This window comes from uncultured Gilvimarinus sp. (genome assembly GCF_963975215.1).
Lineage (GTDB): Bacteria > Pseudomonadota > Gammaproteobacteria > Pseudomonadales > Cellvibrionaceae > Gilvimarinus.
The window spans coordinates 1-20,505 of the sequence record NZ_CAXBFW010000030.1 but is presented as its reverse complement, the minus strand read 5'-3'; the positions used below and the strand labels follow the sequence as shown (position 1 = coordinate 20,505).

The 20,505-nt window shown below is 53.2% G+C and carries 19 protein-coding genes; 11 read left to right on the top strand and 8 right to left on the bottom strand.

The features are described from left to right. Positions 1–174 precede the first annotated feature (174 nt). A complete protein-coding gene (locus AAC019_RS15250) occupies positions 175–606 on the top strand; it encodes a DUF4174 domain-containing protein (protein WP_339900014.1) in 432 nt (143 codons plus the stop codon). 25 nt (positions 607–631) lie between these two features. Here the strand turns inward: AAC019_RS15250 and AAC019_RS15245 are convergent, their stop codons facing one another. Further along, the gene (locus tag AAC019_RS15245) at positions 632–991 is read right to left on the bottom strand and encodes a hypothetical protein (RefSeq protein WP_339900013.1); all 360 of its coding nucleotides are present in this window, start codon (positions 989–991) and stop codon (positions 632–634) included. Positions 992–1,260: 269 nt separating this feature from the next. Between AAC019_RS15245 and AAC019_RS15240 the strand changes: the two genes are divergently transcribed. From AAC019_RS15240 to AAC019_RS15230, 3 genes are all read left to right on the top strand, one after another. Continuing rightward, the gene (locus AAC019_RS15240; RefSeq protein ID WP_339900012.1) at positions 1,261–1,614 is read left to right on the top strand and encodes a DUF1428 domain-containing protein; all 354 of its coding nucleotides are present in this window, start codon (positions 1,261–1,263) and stop codon (positions 1,612–1,614) included. A 161-nt stretch (positions 1,615–1,775) separates the two neighbouring features. Further along, a complete protein-coding gene (locus AAC019_RS15235; protein WP_339900011.1) occupies positions 1,776–2,009 on the top strand; it encodes a VOC family protein in 234 nt (77 codons plus the stop codon). Positions 2,010–2,118: 109 nt separating this feature from the next. Next, positions 2,119–2,418, top strand: a complete 300-nt coding sequence (locus AAC019_RS15230) for a VOC family protein (RefSeq protein ID WP_339900030.1) — start codon at positions 2,119–2,121, stop codon at positions 2,416–2,418. Positions 2,419–2,422: 4 nt separating this feature from the next. Here the strand turns inward: AAC019_RS15230 and AAC019_RS15225 are convergent, their stop codons facing one another. Beyond that, positions 2,423–2,977, bottom strand: coding sequence for a DUF3299 domain-containing protein (locus tag AAC019_RS15225; RefSeq protein WP_339900010.1), 555 nt, complete (start codon positions 2,975–2,977; stop codon positions 2,423–2,425). A gap of 80 nt (positions 2,978–3,057) precedes the next feature. Here AAC019_RS15225 and AAC019_RS15220 point away from each other — a divergent pair, with 80 nt between their 5' ends. The 4 genes from AAC019_RS15220 to AAC019_RS15205 all read left to right on the top strand — a co-directional run bounded on the left by AAC019_RS15220 (position 3,058) and on the right by AAC019_RS15205 (position 6,673). After that, a complete protein-coding gene (locus AAC019_RS15220; protein WP_339900009.1) occupies positions 3,058–3,729 on the top strand; it encodes an ATP-binding cassette domain-containing protein in 672 nt (223 codons plus the stop codon). Next, complete coding sequence (locus tag AAC019_RS15215; protein WP_339900006.1) at positions 3,726–4,946, top strand: ABC transporter permease; 1,221 nt, start codon at positions 3,726–3,728, stop codon at positions 4,944–4,946. Before AAC019_RS15220 ends, AAC019_RS15215 begins: the two co-directional genes overlap by 4 nt. A 273-nt stretch (positions 4,947–5,219) precedes the next feature. Continuing rightward, positions 5,220–5,813: a family 43 glycosylhydrolase gene (locus tag AAC019_RS15210; protein ID WP_339900005.1), complete on the top strand. Its 594-nt coding sequence runs from the start codon at positions 5,220–5,222 to the stop codon at positions 5,811–5,813. Continuing rightward, positions 5,807–6,673 carry an RICIN domain-containing protein gene (locus AAC019_RS15205; protein ID WP_339900003.1) on the top strand — a complete coding sequence of 289 codons (867 nt, stop codon included), beginning with the start codon at positions 5,807–5,809 and terminating at the stop codon, positions 6,671–6,673. Before AAC019_RS15210 ends, AAC019_RS15205 begins: the two co-directional genes overlap by 7 nt. A 286-nt stretch (positions 6,674–6,959) precedes the next feature. On the opposite strand, the gene AAC019_RS15200 is transcribed toward AAC019_RS15205, so the two are convergent. Further along, positions 6,960–8,537 (bottom strand): MFS transporter, encoded by a 1,578-nt coding sequence (locus tag AAC019_RS15200; protein WP_339900002.1) that lies wholly within the window; start codon positions 8,535–8,537, stop codon positions 6,960–6,962. A 509-nt stretch (positions 8,538–9,046) separates the two neighbouring features. On the opposite strand from AAC019_RS15200, the gene AAC019_RS15195 reads away from it, so the two are divergent. After that, a complete protein-coding gene (locus AAC019_RS15195; protein ID WP_339900001.1) occupies positions 9,047–10,522 on the top strand; it encodes a NarK family nitrate/nitrite MFS transporter in 1,476 nt (491 codons plus the stop codon). 105 nt (positions 10,523–10,627) lie between these two features. Beyond that, a complete protein-coding gene (locus AAC019_RS15190; protein ID WP_339900028.1) occupies positions 10,628–12,349 on the top strand; it encodes a bifunctional protein-serine/threonine kinase/phosphatase in 1,722 nt (573 codons plus the stop codon). A 66-nt stretch (positions 12,350–12,415) separates the two neighbouring features. On the opposite strand, the gene AAC019_RS15185 is transcribed toward AAC019_RS15190, so the two are convergent. From AAC019_RS15185 to AAC019_RS15165, 5 genes are all read right to left on the bottom strand, one after another. Next, positions 12,416–13,651: a glycoside hydrolase family 27 protein gene (locus AAC019_RS15185; protein WP_339899999.1), complete on the bottom strand. Its 1,236-nt coding sequence runs from the start codon at positions 13,649–13,651 to the stop codon at positions 12,416–12,418. A gap of 121 nt (positions 13,652–13,772) precedes the next feature. Continuing rightward, entirely contained in the window at positions 13,773–15,101 is a 1,329-nt protein-coding gene (locus tag AAC019_RS15180) for a cellulase family glycosylhydrolase (RefSeq protein WP_339899998.1), read from the bottom strand. 139 nt (positions 15,102–15,240) lie between these two features. After that, a complete protein-coding gene (locus AAC019_RS15175) occupies positions 15,241–16,476 on the bottom strand; it encodes an AGE family epimerase/isomerase (RefSeq protein ID WP_339899996.1) in 1,236 nt (411 codons plus the stop codon). After that, on the bottom strand, positions 16,473–17,654 hold the full coding sequence (gene mgp130 / locus AAC019_RS15170; RefSeq protein WP_339899994.1) for a 4-O-beta-d-mannosyl-d-glucose phosphorylase Mgp130: 1,182 nt from the start codon (positions 17,652–17,654) through the stop codon (positions 16,473–16,475). Before mgp130 ends, AAC019_RS15175 begins: the two co-directional genes overlap by 4 nt. Positions 17,655–17,777: 123 nt before the next feature. Further along, positions 17,778–19,652, bottom strand: coding sequence for a sodium:solute symporter family protein (locus tag AAC019_RS15165; protein ID WP_339899992.1), 1,875 nt, complete (start codon positions 19,650–19,652; stop codon positions 17,778–17,780). Positions 19,653–19,958: 306 nt separating this feature from the next. On the opposite strand from AAC019_RS15165, the gene AAC019_RS15160 reads away from it, so the two are divergent. Beyond that, on the top strand, positions 19,959–20,505 hold a 547-nt coding region (locus AAC019_RS15160; protein WP_339899991.1), incomplete at its 3' end, for a LacI family DNA-binding transcriptional regulator.

The following is a 20,505-nucleotide window of genomic DNA, read 5'->3' as shown; positions in this document are numbered from 1 at the left end:
CACGATAAACATCTGGCCGCGCTAAATGGCTCGTCGGGTTCACTCCCGGGCTGCCCTGCTGGTTTTAGCTGACAACTGAACCCGACCTTCCCTTTACACGTATATAACCAGCGCTGCGCCTAAAAAGGCTGAGCAATAGCTTTTTTGCGCCCTACAAATTTATCCGGAGGAACTATGAGATACTTTTTATCGCTACTATTGCTGCTAGTGCCTTTAGGTGCCCTTGCCCAAAATGATGCCCTCTCCAGCATCGGCCAACTCACCTGGAAAAACCGGATTATTCTGGCTTGGTCGAACAACCCCGCACCTCTTAAGGCAGCGCTTGTACGCGCCCGCACAGAGATCGACGAACGGGATATTGTGTGGTTTGTGATAAATGACACACAGGTTGAAACCAATTATGCAGGCCCACTAGCGCCTGACTTTGCCCAGACCACAAGCCATCAATTTCAAAAAAACTCGCGACAGGTATTGTTAATTGGCAAAGACGGCGGCATTAAAAACTCCGATACCGAACTTTTGTTGCAATCGCTGTTTCGCGACATTGATGCTATGCCTATGCGACAAAATGAAATGCGCGAAACGAGATCCAGCCAAAAAAAATAGCACTTATTCCTGTCACCCCTAGCTTTTATGCATCACCATTAAGCGGCACGAGCGAGCAACCTTTCAGGCGGTATCGCACAAACCCCACGCTGGACATCAACAAACCATTACCCACAAGCATAATCAACAGTCCGTCGTGCGACCCGGCGGGCACGAGCCCAACGCTGAGCAACACCCCCAACAAAATCAACGCCCCACCTATCCACCCCACATAGAAGAACTTTTGCAGTTTTCTCCTGCTCTCATCCGACCACTGCACCACCGTCTGACAACGGCTACAAGTAACGGGATGAAACCCTAACAGTAACGAGTACAGCTTATTCAGCTCGCGGCGCCGAAGCTTGCTATCGCAGTGGGGGCACATAGGCTTTATGGACTCTGACATGGATTATTCCCTTAAGATGATGAGATTTTTATTTTCCTCATTATGGCGTATAAACACGTCTGATTAACACCCAGGCGACAGAAATGTAAAAATAATAATTAACGGTCGAATCCCTTACGCGCCGTTCGACTATCCTATGACAACGCCGCTGCAATCGGTCATTACAGCGGCGGTTGCTTGCTAACATTTTTCTGACCGATAGCGCCAAACAATCATGGTGCGCATCAGTTATAAAATCACTGACACTGTTGTACAACGGGAGTAATGGTATGAACTACATAGATGGATTTGTCGCTGCGGTGCCAACGGCCAATAAAGATCAGTACCTGAAGCACGTTAAGTTGGCCGCCAAGTGCTTTCAAGAGCACGGCGCCCTAAAGCTTACCGAGTGCTGGGGCGACGATGTACCCGAAGGCCAAACCACCTCCTTCCCCATGGCCGTAAAGTGTAAGCCGGACGAAACCGTGGTGTTCGGTCTGGTCGAGTGGCCCTCTAAAGCCGTTAGGGACAGCGGTATGCAAAAGGTGATGGATGACGAGCGTATGAGCGCCGAGAATAACCCCATGCCGTTTGACGGCAAGCGGCTTATCTATGGTGGTTTTCAGGTGCTTTTTAACGAGTAACTCAGGGCACTGACCGGGAGTTCACCTGCGTTCCGAGCCCTAAGAAGGTGTTAGAGCATGGCGAACTTCCCGGGCAGAATACAAACAACACCCACTTATTAACCAAGGCCCACACAACGTGCTGCAACAATGGGCCGCTCTGATTAACATGGAGATGCGCAATGGCACCCACAGCCAAAAATAGAGTGTGCCTCTGGTTTAACGGCGAGGCGCAAACTGCCGCACAGTTCTACGCGAGCGTTTTTCCCGACTCTCATATTGACGCGGCTCACCACGCCCCGAGTGACTACCCGGCGGGCAAGCAAGGCGATGTATTAACCGTCGACTTCACCGTTATGGGTATTCCCTGCCTAGCAGGCTGTTGTAAAACCCCTTGCATGCTCAGCGTGGCCTGACGCGTGCAGCTGCTGTGCATTGTCTCGACGGACAGGGTGGTTCCCTTTGCTAGAGACAAGGTGCGGCAGATGTGCGCTTCAGACCTCGCCCTAGGGGGCTTTCAAGAGCCTGCCAGGGCTTAACGGTGGCCCGGCGTTTAGCCACAATGAATCATTTTCATTTCAGGTGGCAACCAGCGATCAGGCTGAAACCGACCGCTACTGGAACGCTATTATTGATAACGGCGGTGAGGCGAGCGCCTGCGGCTGGTGTAAAGATAAATGGGGTATTTCCTGGCAAATAACGCCTGTGGCACTCACTCAGGCGGTGACCAGTTTAGATGCTCACGTGGCAAAGCGCGCTTTTGATGCCATGCTGACAATGACAAAAATCGACATTGCCACCATAGAAGCCGCCATTCGACGTTAAAGCATCACTCTGTGTAGGGCGCCATAGCAGCCACCACCATTTGATAAGCCGCCTGAGATAAATCCGTTTCAATCATATCAATGCTGAGCTTGCCCGATACCCAGAACGGGTCATACAGCGCGTCGAGCACAATGCCTTGCTCAAATTTGGCGTAGATAACCTGGTTGGGTGGCGGTGGCGGCAGGTGAATACAGGCGCCAAAAAACGGCACCAGCAAAAACTCGGTAATGCGCTGCTCATCATCAAACACTAACGGCACCACAAACCCCGGTATACGTATGTTGGTGTTATCAAACGCGGGAATGGTTTTGGCCGAGCGCAACGCTTTGCTGTAGGGGTCGTCCTCTGGCAGGCCGGCAAAGCCCCCACCGGTTGCTGGCGCCTGATCACCCTCACCGCCTTCGGGCACCTCACTAATCCACTCCGGCGGGTTTAACAGTGCCTCAAGATCTTGCTCGGGCATCAACTCGGGCCATTCAATGGTTTGATAATCCTGTCCCCACGCGCCCAGACTGAACAGGCAACCGAGCCAGAGTAGGCATATTTGTCGGGCGGTCATAGGGATTCCTTGCATCTGATAAAAAATACGTTATAACATAACACAGCTATCCCCATCGACCGAAGGCTTCGCTGTTTTTTATGCCCTCTGAATACGCCATTAACATTACCGCCGCCGTGTATGGCCACCCCAAGGGGCCGCGCTGGCGATTGCCGCAGTGGCAACTGGCCCACGGCGAGAAGGTATTTTTGGCCGCCCCCTCGGGGGCCGGCAAGTCGACACTATTAAGCACTCTGGCCGGCCTTTTGCCGGTTAGCAGCGGGGAGTTAAACGTACTGGGAGAGCCACTCCAGCAGCGGCCTATTGCCCAAAACGCGTTTTGGCGTGCGCGCCATTTAGGGATTATTTTTCAGGAATTAAACCTGCTGGATTACCTAAGCTGCCTGGATAACATTCTGTTAGCGGCGCATTTTGCCCGCAACCGTCAAACCGGACTGCCCGAGAAAGCAGCCCAGCTGATGAGCCAACTGAACCTGCCTACCGGGCTTCTGCACCAGCCGGCACGTTTGCTTAGCGTGGGCCAACGCCAGCGCGTGGCCATTGCCCGGGCACTGATCAACGACCCGCCACTAATACTGGCCGACGAACCCACCTCGGCGCTGGATGACAACAACAGCCGGGACTTTATAACCCTGCTGTTTGAGCAAGTGCGCGAGCGTCAATGTACCCTGGTATTTGCCAGCCACGACCGGCACCTGGGTGCGCAATTTGACCAAACCCTGCACCTTGATGAGTTGAGCCAGCCACTGTGATTGCTCGCCTCGCCTTAAAAAGCCTGTTAAGCCGCCGCTTTAGTGCCTGTGTGTGCATCGCTATGATCGCGCTCAGCGCCGCCGCGTTACTCACAGTCGACACGGTATACCGCGGTTCGCAAGCGGCGTTTAGCCGCAGCGTGCAAGGCATTGATTTGATTGCAGGCGCCCCCACCGGTGACATTAACCTACTCTTATTTTCCGCCTTTCACGTCGGCTCTCCGAGCCGGGAGCTAAGCTGGCAAACATTTAGTGACTGGCGCAACGCCGATGCGACCGCCAGCGCCGTGCCCTTAATGCTGGGCGATAGCCATAGAGGCTTTCGCGTTATAGGCACCGACAGCGCGCTATTTGATCACATAAAAAGGGTAAACAACGCCGAGGTTTTTACCCAGGGGCGGCCTTTTAGCCATGTGTTTGACGTTACGCTTGGCCATGAAGTAGCCCGTACCCTCGGCTACCGAATTGGCGACGCCCTGACACTGAGCCACGGTTTAGGCGGCCATAGCTTTCAACACCATGAGGCTCGCACGTTTAAGGTCACCGGCATTCTAGCGCCCACAGGGACGCCCATCGATAAAACCCTGCAAATTAGCGTAGAGGGGATCACCGCCATTCACTGGTCGCCTGCAAAGTTGGCAACACTGCCGCAGCAACCGGTGCTTGGCACTATTGCTGCGCTTAAGCCCAGTAGCATTAGCGCCTTTTACCTAACACTTAATAACCGCGCCCGCACCTTTCAGGTTCAGCGCGCGATTAACCAAAACAGCACCGAGCCAAGCCAGGCAATTTTGCCCGGCGTCGCCATGACGCAATTGTGGTCGATGCTGGACTGGATCGAGGCGGCCTTACTTGGCCTGGGTTTGCTGGCGGCACTGGTCGCCGCCATTGGCGTGGTCAGCACTCTGCTAGGGCTGCTTGAGCGGCGCGTGGCAGAGTTTCAGTTAATGGCAACGCTGGGAGCCCGGCGGCGCTTTATCTATACCTTACTTGGCATAGAAACAACGGTGCTAGTAGCGGTGGGCCTGTGGTTGGGCGCGCTGCTAACACTGGCACTGGAGCGTAGCCTACTGCACTTTGCCCAACGGCAGTGGGGGCTGTATTGGCCGGTAGAAATCAATGGTTTATCGCTAGCGATTGCGGTAACGGCCGTACCTCTGTGCAGCGGCTTATTGCTTGCCTTAGTCGGTGCCTGGCGGCTAAGCCGCGGGCGATAACCAAGTGGCTAAGCCGCCAGAGCAAGGTAACACCGGTTGCCACAAGCCTTCCCGAGCCGGGGCGGGCGAATCACGCATTTGTTATTCAAATCTGATCGGGTCAGCCAAAGCCGGTTATTCCTAATCAGTCTGTAAAAGCTCGCACATCTGAAACCCCATTCCCCCCTTAAACATATTAAATATAATAGTATTGTATTACCTATTCATATAGGTATCGAACACGCTTAAGCAGTGCGTGCTCCCCCATAAAATAATGAACGAATGGAGAGTACAATGACGATAACAAGATACACCTCAAGGTTAATGGGCTTATTGTTTGGCCTACTGTTTACCCTGCAGGGCCATGCCATCGTGTTAAATGGCACCACCGATATCCACGATCCGTCCACCATCGTAAAAGATGGTGATACCTATTGGACTTTTGGTACGGGCGCCGGGGCCTCTAACTTCCCGATTAACGCGCTCTACTCCACCGACCTTATCAACTGGTCGCGCGGCCCATCACCGGTACCGCGTAATACTTACCCCAGCTGGATCAATAATAAAGTGCCGGGGTTTGACGGTAACTTTTGGGCACCGGACCTTATCGAAATGAACGGCCGCTACTACCTGTACTACTCGGCGTTTTCGGCCTCGACCGGCATGAAATCGGCCATTGGCGTTATGGTGACCGACTCGCTCAATAACCCCAATTGGCAAGATTTAGGGATGGTGGTATCCACCGTCGACGAACCCTATTCCGGCGATCAGCCAGTTAATGCTATTGATGCCGGCTTATTTCGCGATGCCAACAACAATGTCTGGATGGTGTACGGCTCGCACTACGCCGGTATCTACATGCGCCAGATCAACCCGGCCACTTGCTAAACGGCAACCGCTACCCCGTTGTTGGTAATAACGGTGCCTGGCACGAGTTTGAAGCCGCTCAGGTACAGTACTTAAACGGCTACTACCATATGTTCGTTAACCTGGGCGAATGCTGTGCGGGCAACTCCAGTGACTACTACATCGTCATGGGCCGCTCTACCAGCCCAACCGGCCCCTACCTTGATCAGGGCGGGGTTGATATGTGGAACTACGGTGGCAGCACGGTGCTCACCACCGATGGCATCTACATTGGCCCCGGGCACTTCGGCTACTACAACAACTACGGCCAAAATCTGGCGACCATCCATTACTACGACGGCACCAGCGCCAACGGCTGGCCGGCACGGTTGGATATCTTAGAGATGTCATTTAACAATGGCTGGCCGACGTTTAATCGTAACTTCTCACTCGCCGATGAACCTACCGGCCCTTTAGCGAATGGCCGGGTTACCTTTACCTCGGTGCACAGCGGCAAATTGTTAGAGGTAGCCTCTGGCAGCCACGATGACGGGGCTAACGTTGTTCAGTGGGAAAACAACGGCAGCGCCAATCAGCAGTGGGACATTGTTAATTTAAACAACGGTTACTACTCGATACGCGCTGCCCACAGCGGTAAATCACTGGACGTCTATGAATGGAGCACCGAGGACGGGGGTGAAATTCGCCAGTGGGAATATGTTGGCGGCGAAAACCAGCAGTGGCAAATCGTCAACGAGGGCAATGGCAGCTACGGCATCATCTCGCGCTTTAGCGGCAAGGCACTGGATGTTTACGAGTTCAGTACTGAAGACGGTGGCGACATTCGCCAGTGGGAGTACTGGGGTGGCGAGCCACAGCGCTGGATTGTTAACTATCAATAAAGTTTTTTAGTCAGCGAAGGCATCGCGCCGAGTAGCGCGGTGCCTTACGCCAGCTAATAGTGTAATTTTTTGTGCTCTATCCTGAGCCCAAGGCGCAAGACATCGAGTACATCTACCGCCGCACCTCAAAACAGCCATGAGCTAACTCAGAACAGCCATGAGCTAAGTCAGAAAGCTCGAGGGGCTGCCTGCCACTCGTGGCAACTTTCTTGCGTGAGCTTAGAGGGTTGTTCCGGGTGTTGTTTTACAAGCGGTGGCGCCAACTTGCGCGGCGCCACCACAAGGCTTATACCCCGGCCTGTGACCGACGCATATTGAGCTCAGTTTCGATTTCTTCCATACGTTTGGTATTAAGCGGATACACCACGAGCAGCAACACCGCCACAAAGGCAAACAGCGCCGGAATCCAGCTCATTAACATCACCATACCATCGGTAGCCTGAGCAATTGTGCTCGGGTCGGTACCCACATAGCCGTAACCACCCAACACCATCAGCACCAGAGCGCCGGCAAAACCGCCGCCGGTTTTTTGAATAAAACTACCAGCGGAATAAAACAGACCCGTGGCGCGACGGCCGTGTTTCCACTCAGAGAAGTCGGCGGCATCGCCCAACATGCTAAAGGTGAGCACCGGCATAAACGCGGCAAAGAACTCGGCGGCGCAGCCCAGTACAAACAGGCCGGTAACGTCGTTGCGATCCAGCAGCGAAATACAACCGGTGAGTACACCGCTGATAATCAGCGAGGCGACAAACAGGGTCTTTTTACCCACCAGGCGGGTAAAGTAACCGCACACAAAGGCGGCGAAAATTGAGGTAATCAACAGCGCCAGAAAGTACATGCCCGTCATGGTGGGCTCTTGCAGGTAATGCTTAAAGTAGTAGGCGATAACCACATACTTAATGCCGTTAAACAGCATGGTCAAAAAGCCCAGCCCTAAAATCATCAACCAGGGTTTATTGGTTAACAGGTCAATCAAATCGCGCTGCGACGGGGTGCTCGCGCCCTCGGGGCGGTTAATTAACGTGCGAATCAAGTAGCCAGTGGCAATAAGCACGACGGCACACAAAGGCCCCATAATCCAGGGGTTGATTTTATACGTGGCGTCCTCGGCCTGAGTCAGGCTAAAAAAGAACAGCGAGATAGACAGCAATGGGACGATAATAAAGGGTAAATTAAACAGCAGATCTTTAAATTCTTTTTTAAACGAGCCGGTGTTAGTGGTGGGCACAATACGCTCTTTGGTGGCGGCAAAGGTAATCACGCACAGCGCCACTAACAGCACCGCAAACACATACATGGTTTGCTGGTAACCTTTGGCCTCATCCCCCTGGCCAAAATACTCGACCAGATACGGCGTGCCCGCCATCACCAAGGCGCCGCCTAAAAAGGCGCCGGCAAAACGGTAGCCGGATAACACACTGCGCTCTTCGTGGCTGGAGGTCATTACCCCCATCAAGGCCGAGTAAGGCACATTGTTAACCGTGTAAGCGAGCGTTAACCCGATGTAGGTAAAGTAGGCCCACACCAGTTTCATCTCGGGGCTAATATCCGGCGCGGTAAACGACAACACCATAAATAACCCCAGCACCGGGGCCGACCACAAAATCCAGGGGCGAAATTTACCGTATTTGGTGTGGGTACGATCGGCAATCATGCCCATAATAATGTCGGTAATGCCGTCGGATACGCGCACCAGCAGCAAAAGTGCCGCGGCCGCGGCCGCCGTAATACCGAGGGTGTCGGTATAAAACACCGCTAAATAGGCAAGCGCACCGCGCCACACTAGGTTAGCCGCGGCATCACCCATGGCGTAACCGCTTTTCTCAAATATGGATAGTTTTTGGTAGGTCGGGGTAGTCACTGTCCACCTCTTGTCAGTGTTGATGTTGTTATGGGGTGTTGCCGGGGCTTAACGTCAGGTATTCACGCGGCCTTCAGCTCTATTATGGGCACAGGGGAGCATAGGGTTCCCCCCTAAAAATGTACAGTAAAAAACCGTGTAAAAGGCACCACCTAAGCACTTTAACGATACCGGTTGCATTAACACGACCTACCCGCCTCTTTAATCGGGGCCGCCCCATAAGCGAACCACTGCGGTGCAACTTAGCACCTTAATGCACCACCGCGCTTATTTTGGGTCGCACTAATAGGGCGCAGCACAAAATGCATCGGCCGCCTGCGCGCACCAGAACAAAACATCATCAGTTAAATCGCCCCGCGATCGATAAAATTAGTGCCCCATTTTTTAGCCCAACGTCGCTGGCACAGCGCTTGCTATACCCCGGATGAGTACACAACCCTGGGCCACAGGCCCGCACCCGACTCACTGCGCCGGCCACGATAGCCGTGCCCGAACAGACGGACGAAACCATGAGCTCTTCGAAACTTAATTTACTGGATGTCACACGCGATAACATTCGCCTGCTGCATCTGACCTGGTTTGCCTTTTTCTTAACGTTTGTGGTGTGGTTTAGCCACGCACCGCTAAAGCCGCTGATCATGGAAACCTTCAACATGGACATCAGCCAGTGGAAAGCACTGCTGATTCTGAATGTGGCCCTCACCATTCCCGCGCGCATTGTGGTGGGCATATTGGTGGATCGGTTCGGCCCCCGCATCGTTTACAGCTTACTGCTCGCCTCGGGCGGTTTGATGTGTTTGGCGTTTGCCTCGGCACAAACGTACGAGCAGCTGGCGCTTACCCGCTTTTTGCTAGGCTTTGTCGGCGCCGGCTTTGTGATTGGTATTCGCTTAGTGGGCGAGTGGTTTCCGGCCCGTCAGGTAGGCCTGGCCGAAGGTGTTTACGGCGGCTGGGGCAACTTTGGCTCGGCGGCGGCGGCCTTTACCCTGCCTACGGTTGCCTTACTGTTTGGTGGCGCCGACGGCTGGCGCTACGCCATTGCCATTACCGGCTTAATGGCCATGGCCTACTCCATCGTGTTTTATTTGCGCGCCCGCAATACTCCCAAAGGCTCAACTTACTTTAAGCCCAAAAAGAGCGGCGGCCTGGAAGTGACCAGCAAAAAAGACTTTTACTTTTACCTGGCGATGAACCTGCCCATGTACTTTATTTTAGCGGTACTGGCCTGGAAGCTTTCCCCCTCCGGGGTTGGCTTGCTGACTCAAAGCACTACCTACCTGATGTATCTGGTGTTGGTCATCCTGTGCGCCTATCAGTTTTCGCAGATCTATCGCGTAAACAAAGACATGCTGCAGGGCGCCGAAGTACCCGAGCACGATAAATACAAATTTAAGCAGGTGGCCATTCTCGACTGGGCTTACTTTGTTACCTTTGGCTCGGAGCTGGCGGTGGTGTCTATGCTACCGGCGTTCTTCCTTGAAACCTTCGAGGGCATGAGCCTGGCGATGGCCGGGGCACTGGGTGCCGCCTACGCCTTTATGAACTTAGTCGCGCGCCCCGGTGGCGGTTACATTAGCGACAAATGCGGCCGTCGTTTGTCTATGTCGATTTTTATCGTCGGCCTCACCATTGGCTACTTTACCCTTTCGCAAGTGGACGCCGGCTGGCCCGTCGCCCTCGCGGTGGTTGCCGTAATGTGTTGCTCCTTTTTTGTTCAGGCCGGCGAAGGCGCGGTATTTGCCATGGTGCCACTGGTTAAGCGCCGCATGACCGGGCAAATTGCCGGCATGGCTGGTGCCTACGGCAACGTGGGCGCTGTAACCTTCCTGACGATTTACAGTTTTGTGGATGCCTCGACCTTCTTTATGGTGATCGGCGGCTGCGCCTTGGTTATCTTTGGTGTCGTACAGTTTTTAGAAGAGCCTAAAGGCCACATGACCGAAACTAATGAAGACGGTTCGCTGGCGCAAATCGAACTTACCTAATTCAGCTTTTCCCCGTGTCTGCAGCGGATCTTCGGATCCGCTTTTTTTTCATCTTCAGGAAGCGCTATGATACCGCCACAAGAACAACAATCAGGCTCACACCCAATGGATCATATCCAGTCATCACTAAAACTCGAGTTTGCGCAACTGAGCGATGCCGGACGCAAAGCCGAAAACCAAGACACTGTCGGGGCGCGCTTTCCCGAAGGGGCGGCACTGACCACCAAAGGGGTCGCTATTGCCATTGCCGACGGCGTCAGCACCAGCGATGCCGCGCGCCAGGCCAGCCAAACCGCTATTACCGGCTTTTTAACCGACTACTATGCCACGCCCGACACCTGGCGCACCGGGCAGTCGGCCAACCGGGTTATTCAATCGCTCAACCGTTATTTATGGAGCCAAAGCCAAAACAGTGTGCGACAAGAGGGCTACCTCACCACTCTGAGTATTATTGTGATCAAAGGCGATAAACTGTTTACCTTTCATGTGGGTGACAGCCGAATTTATCGCTTGCGCGCCGGCCAGCTGGAATTACTCACACGCGATCACACGCAAAAAATTGATCGCCGCACGACTTACTTGAGCCGCGCCATGGGTGCCGACTTAAACCTGGAAGTCGATATGCAAACCTACGAGGTCGAACTGGGTGATGTTTTTATGCTCAGCACCGATGGCTTGCACGATTGGGTCGACCATAAAACACTCGAAACTTTATTAAACCAACAAAGTGATCTACAGGCGCTGTGTGACACCTTGTACCAAACGGCTATGGACGCCGGGTGTGACGACAATATTAGCCTACAGCTGGCCCGGGTAGAGCAATTGGGCGCATCGAGCCAGGCCGATGCGGTCACCGTATTATCGCGACTGCCCTTTGCGCCTTTGCTGGATGTGGGCAAAAGCATTGACGGACTCACCGTTGAAAAAATCATGCACGAGTCCGAGCGCAGTCAGGTGTACCTGGTAAAAACGCCCGACGGTAAAAACCTAGTCATGAAAACACCCTCGGTTAATTATGAGGACGATCCGGCTTACATCGAACGCTTTGTGCAAGAGAGCTGGATTGGTGCGCGCATCAGCAACCGACACATCGTACGGGTGGTAGAGCCTCCGCAACCACGCTCATGCCTTTACTATTTAACCGAGTACATTCCCGGGCCAACGCTATCGCAAGTGATTAAAGAGCGAGCACCACTCGAGGTGTCCGACGCCGTCGAGCTGGCCGAGCAGCTGGTAACCGGTATACGCGCACTGCACCGCAAAGACACACTGCACCAGGACTTAAAACCCGACAATGTCGTACTGGGTACACAGGGCGCCTGTTTAATCGACTTTGGCTCTTGCTGGGTGGCCGGAATACAGGAAATGGGATCGGCGATTACACCCGATCATATTCTGGGCACGCTGGATTACTCCGCGCCGGAATACCGTTATGGTGGCCGCACAGGCCCGCGCTCGGATCAGTTTTCTATCGCGGTACTGGTGTACGAAATGCTCACCGGCAAGCGCCCTTACGGTGAAGCCTACGGCAAGGCCATGGCGCTTAATCAATTTCAAAAGTTAAGCTACCGCTCGGCATTGCAGTACAACCCGCTGGTACCCATCTGGCTCGACCGCGCACTGGAGAAAGCGCTGCAAATTCAGCCCGCGCAACGCTACGATGCGCTATCGGAGTGGCTAAAAGACTTACAGCGCCCCAACCCCAACTGGCTAACCGCAAAACATAAGCCGCTGATGGAGCGCCACCCGGAGCGCGTCTGGAAAGCCGCCGCATTAAGCGGCTGGGCAATAGCGCTGGGGCTGATCATCACACTGCTTGTCAACTAAAGCCCCAATAAAAAGGCCAGGCTTTTCGAGCCTGGCCTTTTTAGGGTATTACGCGCGAAAAGCGAGTTAGCCTTTAGGCGTCAGCCGCAATACCACCACATCGTGCGCAGGAATATTAAGCTGCAAGGGCTTGCTGGTGTCACCACTGAATGACTTCCACAGGCCTTTGTAATCGAACGTTTGTTTATTAAAGTCAATCGATCGGCCGGTAAGGTCATCTTTTACAATGTTAAACTGCCAATCGTGGTTAACCGTTAAAATATCATCACCACGATTTAAAAACAGAAAAGCCCAATCGCCACTCATCAGTGGCTTGACAAAAACATTCAAGTCGCCGGCATCGATATAGCGCATAGCCTGAACGCCAGCGGCATCCTGGTTGAGCGCAATAATGTCTTTATTGGTTAATATGTCTAAGGTTTGCTTAGACATATTGCGCAAGTCATTGCCGGCAATCAGCGGCGAGTTGAGCATGGCCCACAACGAAAAGTGAGACCGGTCTTCGGCGGCGGTCATGCCGTTACCCACTTCCATCATGTCCATATCGTTCCACTGACCGCGCTTTGCGTATTGCCGAAGGTTTAAATCTTTACGCATGTCCAGAATTTTTAGCACGCCCCACGACGACCAGCTGCCCCAACTGTAGCCGCAATCCCAGCACGGATAAATATCGCCCGAGATACGCCAGCTGTGACCAATGTCCGTTGCCCACTCCCACGGCTGATTATCGCCCCACTCACAAATGCTGTATAAGATGGGCCGGCCGGTCGCGTGCAGCGCATCGCGCATTGTGGTGTAAGCTCCCTCCGGGTTAAGTTTATCGGTATCACACCAGTCGTATTTTAAGTAATCGATACCCCAGTCGGCATAGGTTTTTGCATCCTGGTACTCGTGCCCGCGCGAGCCGGGGCGCCCCGCACAAGTGGTGTTGCCCGCATCCGAATAAATGCCAAGCTTTAAACCTTTAGCGTGAACGTAATCGGCCAGGGCCTTCATGCCCGACGGAAAGTGCTCTTTACTGACCTGGATATTGCCGTCTTGGTCGCGCTCACCGTGCCAGCAATCATCGATATTGATGTATTCATAGCCGGCGTCTTTCATCCCGGACTCAACCATAGCGTCGGCCATTTCCCGAATCATTTGCTCATCGACATCACAGTCGAAGGTGTTCCAGCTGTTCCAGCCCATGGCCGGAAGCTGACCGATTTCGGTGTTCTTTTCAGCGCTCGCCTGAAAGCTCAATACCATCAAACTTAACACGCTCACTAAGATGCAAAGCTTATGTCGAAAAGTTCTGCTCATGATGCTCTCGCTATTATTAGTGATTTCTTATGGGTAATCAGGGCCCGGCAGATTACTCGTGTAAAGTAAGCCACCGCGGCGGCTTACTTACGGCTGGTTAACGCAAAGGCCTAGTAGTCTGCTAGAGGCTTTTTAGGTGTTGTGCGTGCTGCGCGATAACCTTTAAGGTCGACTCATCATCGGCAAACACAGAGTTTAAGCCCTGCGCCTCCTGTGGCGGGTCACCAAAAAAGTCGTCCCCCTCTTGCCACATATAGTCCTCGCGATCGGTCATCCCAAAACCGCCCCAGGCCCAAAAATTGGACCCAACAAAAGGCCCGCCCGCGGCGGCATTGTTTTCAATAACACTATAGACCATCGCGTAGAAGCTATCCCGGTAAGACACGGGCGTACCGTGATCAAATGCCCCGCCGTTGCGCTCAACGCCAAACTCTTCAAGCACGATGGGTTTGTTGAGGCGCTCGGCAATGGCCACATGTTCACTCATGTATTGTTTTGCGGTGGTGACGGCCGAGCTGTAAGTTTCCTCCGGCTGAGTAATATCAAACCAACCCCAATTTTTAATCCACATGTGAAAGGTCAGATAATCCACGTTCGGGCTGGCGTGAGAGCGCTCAAACAGCTCGGCATCACCCAGCGTGCCCATCGCCCCCTCGTTGCCGGTGCTGATTAACTGATGCGGCGCCAACTCTTTAATAAAGCCTGCGGTTTCATCTACCCAGCGGGAGAAGTCATCAAAGTGCGCCCGGCCATCGGCATCGCTGCCGGGGCGGGGTTCATTGGCCAACTGCCATGACATAATGGTCGGATCGTTACTGTAAACGGTGCCGGTAATACTGTTAGTGCGGGTAACAAGAGTGCGAATAACGTTGCGGTAAAGAGTCTGCGCCTCTTCTAAACGATAAAAGCGCGCGGAGTTTTCCATAAACGGGTTCCACTTACCGGTTACATCCGGGTCGAGCACCTCGGTACCGGTAAACCACGCCACGTATTGCGACATACCGCCAGACCACTGCCAGAAGTTGTTTAAGTAGAGCACGGCTTTCATATCGCGCTTAGCCATTTCGGCCAATAAAAAGTCCATGCCGCGCAGTAGATCAGTGTCAAGCTCACCCTGAGTGTTTTGTAATACAGCCGGGCGAACGGCTCGCATTAAGTCGCTGGTTTCAGAGACGGCCAACACACGCAGGTTTGTAATGCCGTGTTCAACCAGCAAGTCCAGCTCGCGCGTTAAGCGCTCGCGATCACCTGTAACACCCGGCGACCCAAGGTAGGCGCCATACCACATATTGGCACCGACGTAGTGATAGGGCTTACCCCCCAGATAAAACTGCTGACCTTTTACCGTAACAAACGCGTCGCTAGCCGGTTGCTCCGCCGAGGGTTGCGCGCAACCCACAAGCACAGCCGCGGCCAACAACACAAAACATCGGACAATGATTTTGCTCATAATGATTACCTTTACAAAGACCGTGGCCAGAGGCGCTTGCGACTCAGCCAGCATTGATTGGGTGGTTTTATTATTCAGATCTGGGCGTATTAAATACACCCAGATCTGGTGTTAAGTGAGCCGCTCCAGCCGCCCGGAGTTAACCTCCGAGCAGCTTGGCGGCTTCTATCATGGCTCTCCCATTATGATAGGGACCCTTCCAAAACCCCGCTTTATAATCGCGAGATCCATCCGGAGCATCCAGAGTCGAGTGCCAGCGCCACTCCCCCCGGTCGTGGTCAATTTGATAAGTATCTATAAATGACCACAAGTTTTTTGCTGTGCTTAAAAAGCTCTCGTCGCCGCTGAGTTTATAGGCGGTTAAAAAGCCGACTAAGGCCTCCGCCTGAACCCACCAGATACGCGCGCTGTGATAGCAGTCGCTTGCGCGGTCGTAGGCGTCGACAACATCGCCGCGCTCGCGAATAGCTTCACGCTGACAAGTTTTAGCCAGCTCGATAATCACCGGGGTTAACCGCGCCAGACGCTCTTGATCGCCCAACGATACTAGCGCTTTGTACAACAACCAGCTGCACTCGATATCGTGACCGTAGGTTAAACCCGGCGAGTGATCTTGCCAGTTATCATCCAAAAACATTTTAAGGTGGTAATTGTCGTAATCGATCATGTACTTATCGAACAGATCAATCCCATAGCCCAGCGCTGCCGCCACACTTTTATCAGGGTTTACCTGATGCAGTTTGGTGTAGGCCTCCAGCACATGCAGGTGCGTATTCATGGTTTTGGGGTAATTTAAATCTTTTTCGCTTAAGCGAACATCTTCGATTTTTCCCCACTCGCGGGTATAAGCCTCGTAGTAGCCCTCAGCGTCGCGATCGATGCAGTTAGCTTCGATTAACGCAAACGTGTCCATCGCCAGAGTTAGGGCATCGGCGTTAGCGGTTAATTCGTAGTAAGCGGCCAGGGCATAAATCGCAAACGCCTGAGCGTACACTTGCTTTTTACTTTGCTCGATTTCACCCGCGGGCGAGAGCGACCAATAAAACCCGCCCTGCTCACGATCAAAAAAGTATTCGCACAAATATTGATAGGCCCGATCAGCGGCCACGCGGTACTCATCGCTACCGGTAAAGACGGCCGCCTCAGAAAAAAACCACAGGATTCGGGTGTTTAATACAATGCCTTTCTCGGCATCGGCGCGGGCAACATTGTCGTCGCCAACCTCACCATAAAAACCACCGCGCCCTTGATCTTGCGCGTAATCGAGCCACCACCGGGCAATAGCGTGGAGCTGTCCGGTAAACGTTTTCGTTAACGATTCATCGGTTGCCAGAGCAACACCGGCAACCTTTTGAGTGTCTACAGCCTGACTCATTTAAACGTATCCAGAATATCCAGGTTGCCAGAAATTAACGCCTTACGTGTATTCACCGAGGCGGCCGAGCGCAGGCCGTCTTCCGGGGTATTCATACAGTAGTCGACCAGTTTATCGACACTTGAGGTTGCCACATGCATACGGGTATCGGATGAAGCGTAGTAGATAAACACCTCGTCTTTCTCGTTGACGATCCAGCCGTTAGCAAAGGCTACATTCGACACATCGCCAACACGCTCATTGCCTTTAGGGGCGATAAAGTGGCCACCGGGGCGGTGCGTTACCACCCAGGGGCGCTCCAGCTCGGTCATAAAAATATACAAAACGTAACGCAAACCGGCGGCTGTGTTGCGCACGCCGTGAGCCATGTGCAACCACCCCTGGGCGGTTTTAATGGGGGCCGGGCCCTGACCATTCTTAACTTCTTTAATGGTGTGGTATTCCTTGCCATCGACGATAACTTCGTTTTTTATTTCAGCGCCTTCCATTGAGTCGCTTAAGCCCCAACCAATACCACCGCCACTGCCGACACTGATAAAACCATCTTGCGGGCGGGTGTACATGGCGTACTTGCCGTCGACAAACTCCGGGTGCAACACCACATTGCGCTGCTGGCCAGAATAGGTAATCAAATCGGGCAGGCGCTCCCAGGTAACCAAGTCTTTGGTGCGCGCGATACCGCACTGAGCTTCGGCCGCCGATAAATCGTTGGGCTGGTTTTCATCTTTGCGCTCGGTGCAAAACAAACCGTAGATGTAGCCATCTTCGTGCTGCGTCAAGCGCATATCGTAGACGTTGGTATCGGGTCGGTCGGTTTCAGGCAGGGTAATGGGATAATCCCAAAAGCGGAAATTATCGACGCCGTTATCACTTTCAGCAATGGCGAAAAAACTTTTACGATCGTCGCCTTCAACGCGCACGGCTAAGATGTACTTGCCGTTCCAGTAAAGTGCCCCCGAGTTAAAAGCCGCGTTGACACCCAAGCGCTCCATTAAATGCGGGTTGCTAGCCTCATTAAGATCGTAGCGCCAAAAAATGGGGGCGTGCTCAGCCGTTAAAATAGGGTGTTGATAGCGCGTATATACGCCGTTGCCTGGCTCAATGGCTTTGTTGGCACGGGTAATAAGCGCTTCATGCTGCTTTAGCAATTGTTGGGCGCGAACGCGAAAGTCACTCATAATAGTTGTCCTAAAATTCAAAATCATTCGACGCTGCAACCGGCGGGCCTGCGCGCAACCGGTTACAACTTTACCTAAAAACAGCGTCCCCATTGGGTGCGCCGATCAATACGGCCGCGGGCGTTACTCGGTATCGTCTGCGGTTGCCAGGGTGTACTTGGTTGGCGTATCGGCTGGATAGTCCTCCAACCGGCACCACCAAAAGCGCCACAGCCACAGGCTAGTTACCACAAACACCACCACGGCGGCGACAAACTCTACCCAGTGCTGAATCACCATAAAGATAGAGGCGGCAACCATCGAGGTTTGCCAGATGACCCCCACAATTAAGTTACCCACATCGCGCGCTAAATCATTGTTGCGGCTTAGCTCGGGGTAATCTTTAAGCGCCTCGCGATAAACCGGCCCCCACACACCCCAAGGGCGAACTTTAATATAAAAGGTTTTTAACACTTCCATATCATCGGCTTTACTCAGCAGCGAGCCAACGACGCAGGCAATAAAGCAACCGGTAAAAATAAACGGGAAGGCATAGACCTGCATGATCTCCCAGTCGAGAGTCCACTGCAGCACCTGAATAATCAGCAGAATCACTAGGCCCATGGCCATACCGCAAAAATAGCCCACCCCGTTGAAACGCCACCAGAACCACTTAAGTAAATTGGAGGCGGTGTAAGCGCCATAAAACGCGCTGACAATCCACAAAATAATCGAATTGAGCGAAGGTACAAACAGCCCGATAACCACACCCAGTGCCACAAATAAAACCGATACAATGTAGCTGGCTGTAACGTAGTTTTTAGCATCGGCGTTAGGCTTAAAGTAACGCTTATAAATGTCGTTAACCACATAGGCCGGCGCCGCATTGGTGGTGGCGGCAAACGTCGACATAAATGCCGCCAACAAGCCGGCAATCAGCAAACCAAGCAAACCGGGCGGCACAAACTCTTTCATGGCAAAGGGCAGGATTTGCTCAAAATCCACATCGGGGCCCATCGCCTGCAGCTCGTCCATAAAGAACACCAGCGCCAGGATGGTCAAACCGGCAATCAGCATGTAGCGCGGAAACAACAACACCACATTGACGAAGCCGCTCATTTTGGCCGCCTCCGTGGGTGAGCGCGCGGACAGCACACGCTGCATATCGTAGTTTGGCGGTGGCCCCATCATACTTTTGGCGATACCCGACAAAAGCATCAGCATAAAAAAGATGGTGAAAGGCTCATAGCCATCGGAGGCAATTTTGGTGTTGGCCGCCTCGAGCGTACCGGACCAATCCATATCCAGGTTCCAACCAAAGGTTATTTTGTCCCAGTTATCGGGTACCACCGCCGCCAGCATCTCGGGCGAGACTTGCTGCATGGCAATAATGCCCACCGAAACACACGCCACCGTCATAATAAAAAACTGTAGCACCTCGGTAAAAACCACACTGAACATGCCGCCTTTAACCACATAGACCGTGGTTAACGCCGTGATGATTAACCCGTAATAGATGTCGTTGGTATCCGGGTCGGCCGATAACTGCCAAGGTAAAAACACAGAGGCAAACTTGCCGATACCGATAAAGCCGTAGGCCAAAAAGCCCACCACATTCACCAGCGCAAACAGCACCACAATTAAATGCGATAGCCGGGCGCCGGTGCTGTCGCCAAAGCGGAAGGTAATCCACTCGGCACCGGTCAGCACGCCAGAGCGGCGCAACCATACCGACAAAAATACCATCAGGAAGATCTGGTTAAATACCGGCCACAGCCAGGGGATATAAATACTGGTAAGCCCGTAAACAAACAGCAGGTACACCATCCACATAGTGCCGCTGATGTCGAACATACCCGAGGCGTTGGACAACCCAAGCGTGTACCACTTAAGTTTGTTGCCCCCTAAAAAGTAGCTGCGCAGATTTTTTGACGCGCGACTGGAGATCCAGAAGCCGATAAAAACAGTGGCCAGCAGGTATGCCGCGATAACCACCACATCTAAAATTGCTAACTGCATGTGTGCATCCAATTATTATAGCGCCGGACAGCCGTCCAGACGGTGTAGTTACAAGGTGTGCAGCACAAAACGCGAAGCACGGGAGTGACCGGGTTAGCCTCCCGCAAGATTTACCACGCCCTTAAGAACACAGTAATTAACGCATCACGTGTGCCACAGTCTTAGCATAGACGACCACCTTGTCGTAAAGCGAAGCCAAATGTAACCGATTACACCAAATATTACCAGCGCTTTACGTTACTTAAGCGTTTTCTGGCGGTATGCTACTATCGTAAAAACTTTATCCCTCTTAAAAAGCATTACTTTATGTCCAATATCCGAGATGTAGCACGCGAGGCCGGTGTTTCTGTCGCCACCGTCTCACGGGCGCTGAGCGACCCGGAAAAGGTCTCTCAAGCGAGCCTCAATAAAGTCCACAACGCCATCGATAAAGTGGGCTATCGGCCCAATATGCTGGCGCGCAGCTTTCGCTCGGCCAAAAGCTATGCCGTTGTGGTACTGGTACCGGACATCACCAACCCGTTTTTCTCTCAGGTGATTCGCAGCATCGAGGACCGCGCGCAACAAAAGGGCTACGCCGTATTGCTGGGGGATACCCGCGGTATTATCGAGCGGGAAAAAGAGTATATTCGTCGGGTGGAAACACGCCTTGCCGATGGCGTTATTCAGCTGCGCCCGGATGAACTCAACAAGCACTCCGAAATGCCGGCCGACGTCGCCTGCGTGAAAGCCTGTAGTTGTGAGTCCACTGTGGGGCCCAGGGTTCGGATCGATAATCGCGGCGGCGCACGGGCCGTAGTGGATTATCTGATCTCGCTGGGCCATCGCCGTATTGGCGTTATCTCGGGCCTTA

Excerpts from the sequence above, each read along its gene's own strand:
- AAC019_RS15190 (WP_339900028.1), top strand. The coding sequence starts at position 10,628 with ATGGATCATATCCAGTCATCACTAAAACTCGAGTTTGCGCAACTGAGC.
- AAC019_RS15240 (WP_339900012.1), top strand. The coding sequence starts at position 1,261 with ATGAACTACATAGATGGATTTGTCGCTGCGGTGCCAACGGCCAATAAA.
- mgp130 (WP_339899994.1), bottom strand. The coding sequence starts at position 17,654 with ATGAGTGACTTTCGCGTTCGCGCCCAACAATTGCTAAAGCAGCATGAA.
- AAC019_RS15165 (WP_339899992.1), bottom strand. The coding sequence starts at position 19,652 with ATGCAGTTAGCAATTTTAGATGTGGTGGTTATCGCGGCATACCTGCTG.
- AAC019_RS15195 (WP_339900001.1), top strand. The coding sequence starts at position 9,047 with ATGAGCTCTTCGAAACTTAATTTACTGGATGTCACACGCGATAACATT.
- AAC019_RS15220 (WP_339900009.1), top strand. The coding sequence starts at position 3,058 with ATGCCCTCTGAATACGCCATTAACATTACCGCCGCCGTGTATGGCCAC.
- AAC019_RS15210 (WP_339900005.1), top strand. The coding sequence starts at position 5,220 with ATGACGATAACAAGATACACCTCAAGGTTAATGGGCTTATTGTTTGGC.
- AAC019_RS15185 (WP_339899999.1), bottom strand. The coding sequence starts at position 13,651 with ATGAGCAGAACTTTTCGACATAAGCTTTGCATCTTAGTGAGCGTGTTA.
- AAC019_RS15225 (WP_339900010.1), bottom strand. The coding sequence starts at position 2,977 with ATGACCGCCCGACAAATATGCCTACTCTGGCTCGGTTGCCTGTTCAGT.
- AAC019_RS15250 (WP_339900014.1), top strand. The coding sequence starts at position 175 with ATGAGATACTTTTTATCGCTACTATTGCTGCTAGTGCCTTTAGGTGCC.
- AAC019_RS15235 (WP_339900011.1), top strand. The coding sequence starts at position 1,776 with ATGGCACCCACAGCCAAAAATAGAGTGTGCCTCTGGTTTAACGGCGAG.
- AAC019_RS15245 (WP_339900013.1), bottom strand. The coding sequence starts at position 991 with ATGTCAGAGTCCATAAAGCCTATGTGCCCCCACTGCGATAGCAAGCTT.
- AAC019_RS15175 (WP_339899996.1), bottom strand. The coding sequence starts at position 16,476 with ATGAGTCAGGCTGTAGACACTCAAAAGGTTGCCGGTGTTGCTCTGGCA.
- AAC019_RS15180 (WP_339899998.1), bottom strand. The coding sequence starts at position 15,101 with ATGAGCAAAATCATTGTCCGATGTTTTGTGTTGTTGGCCGCGGCTGTG.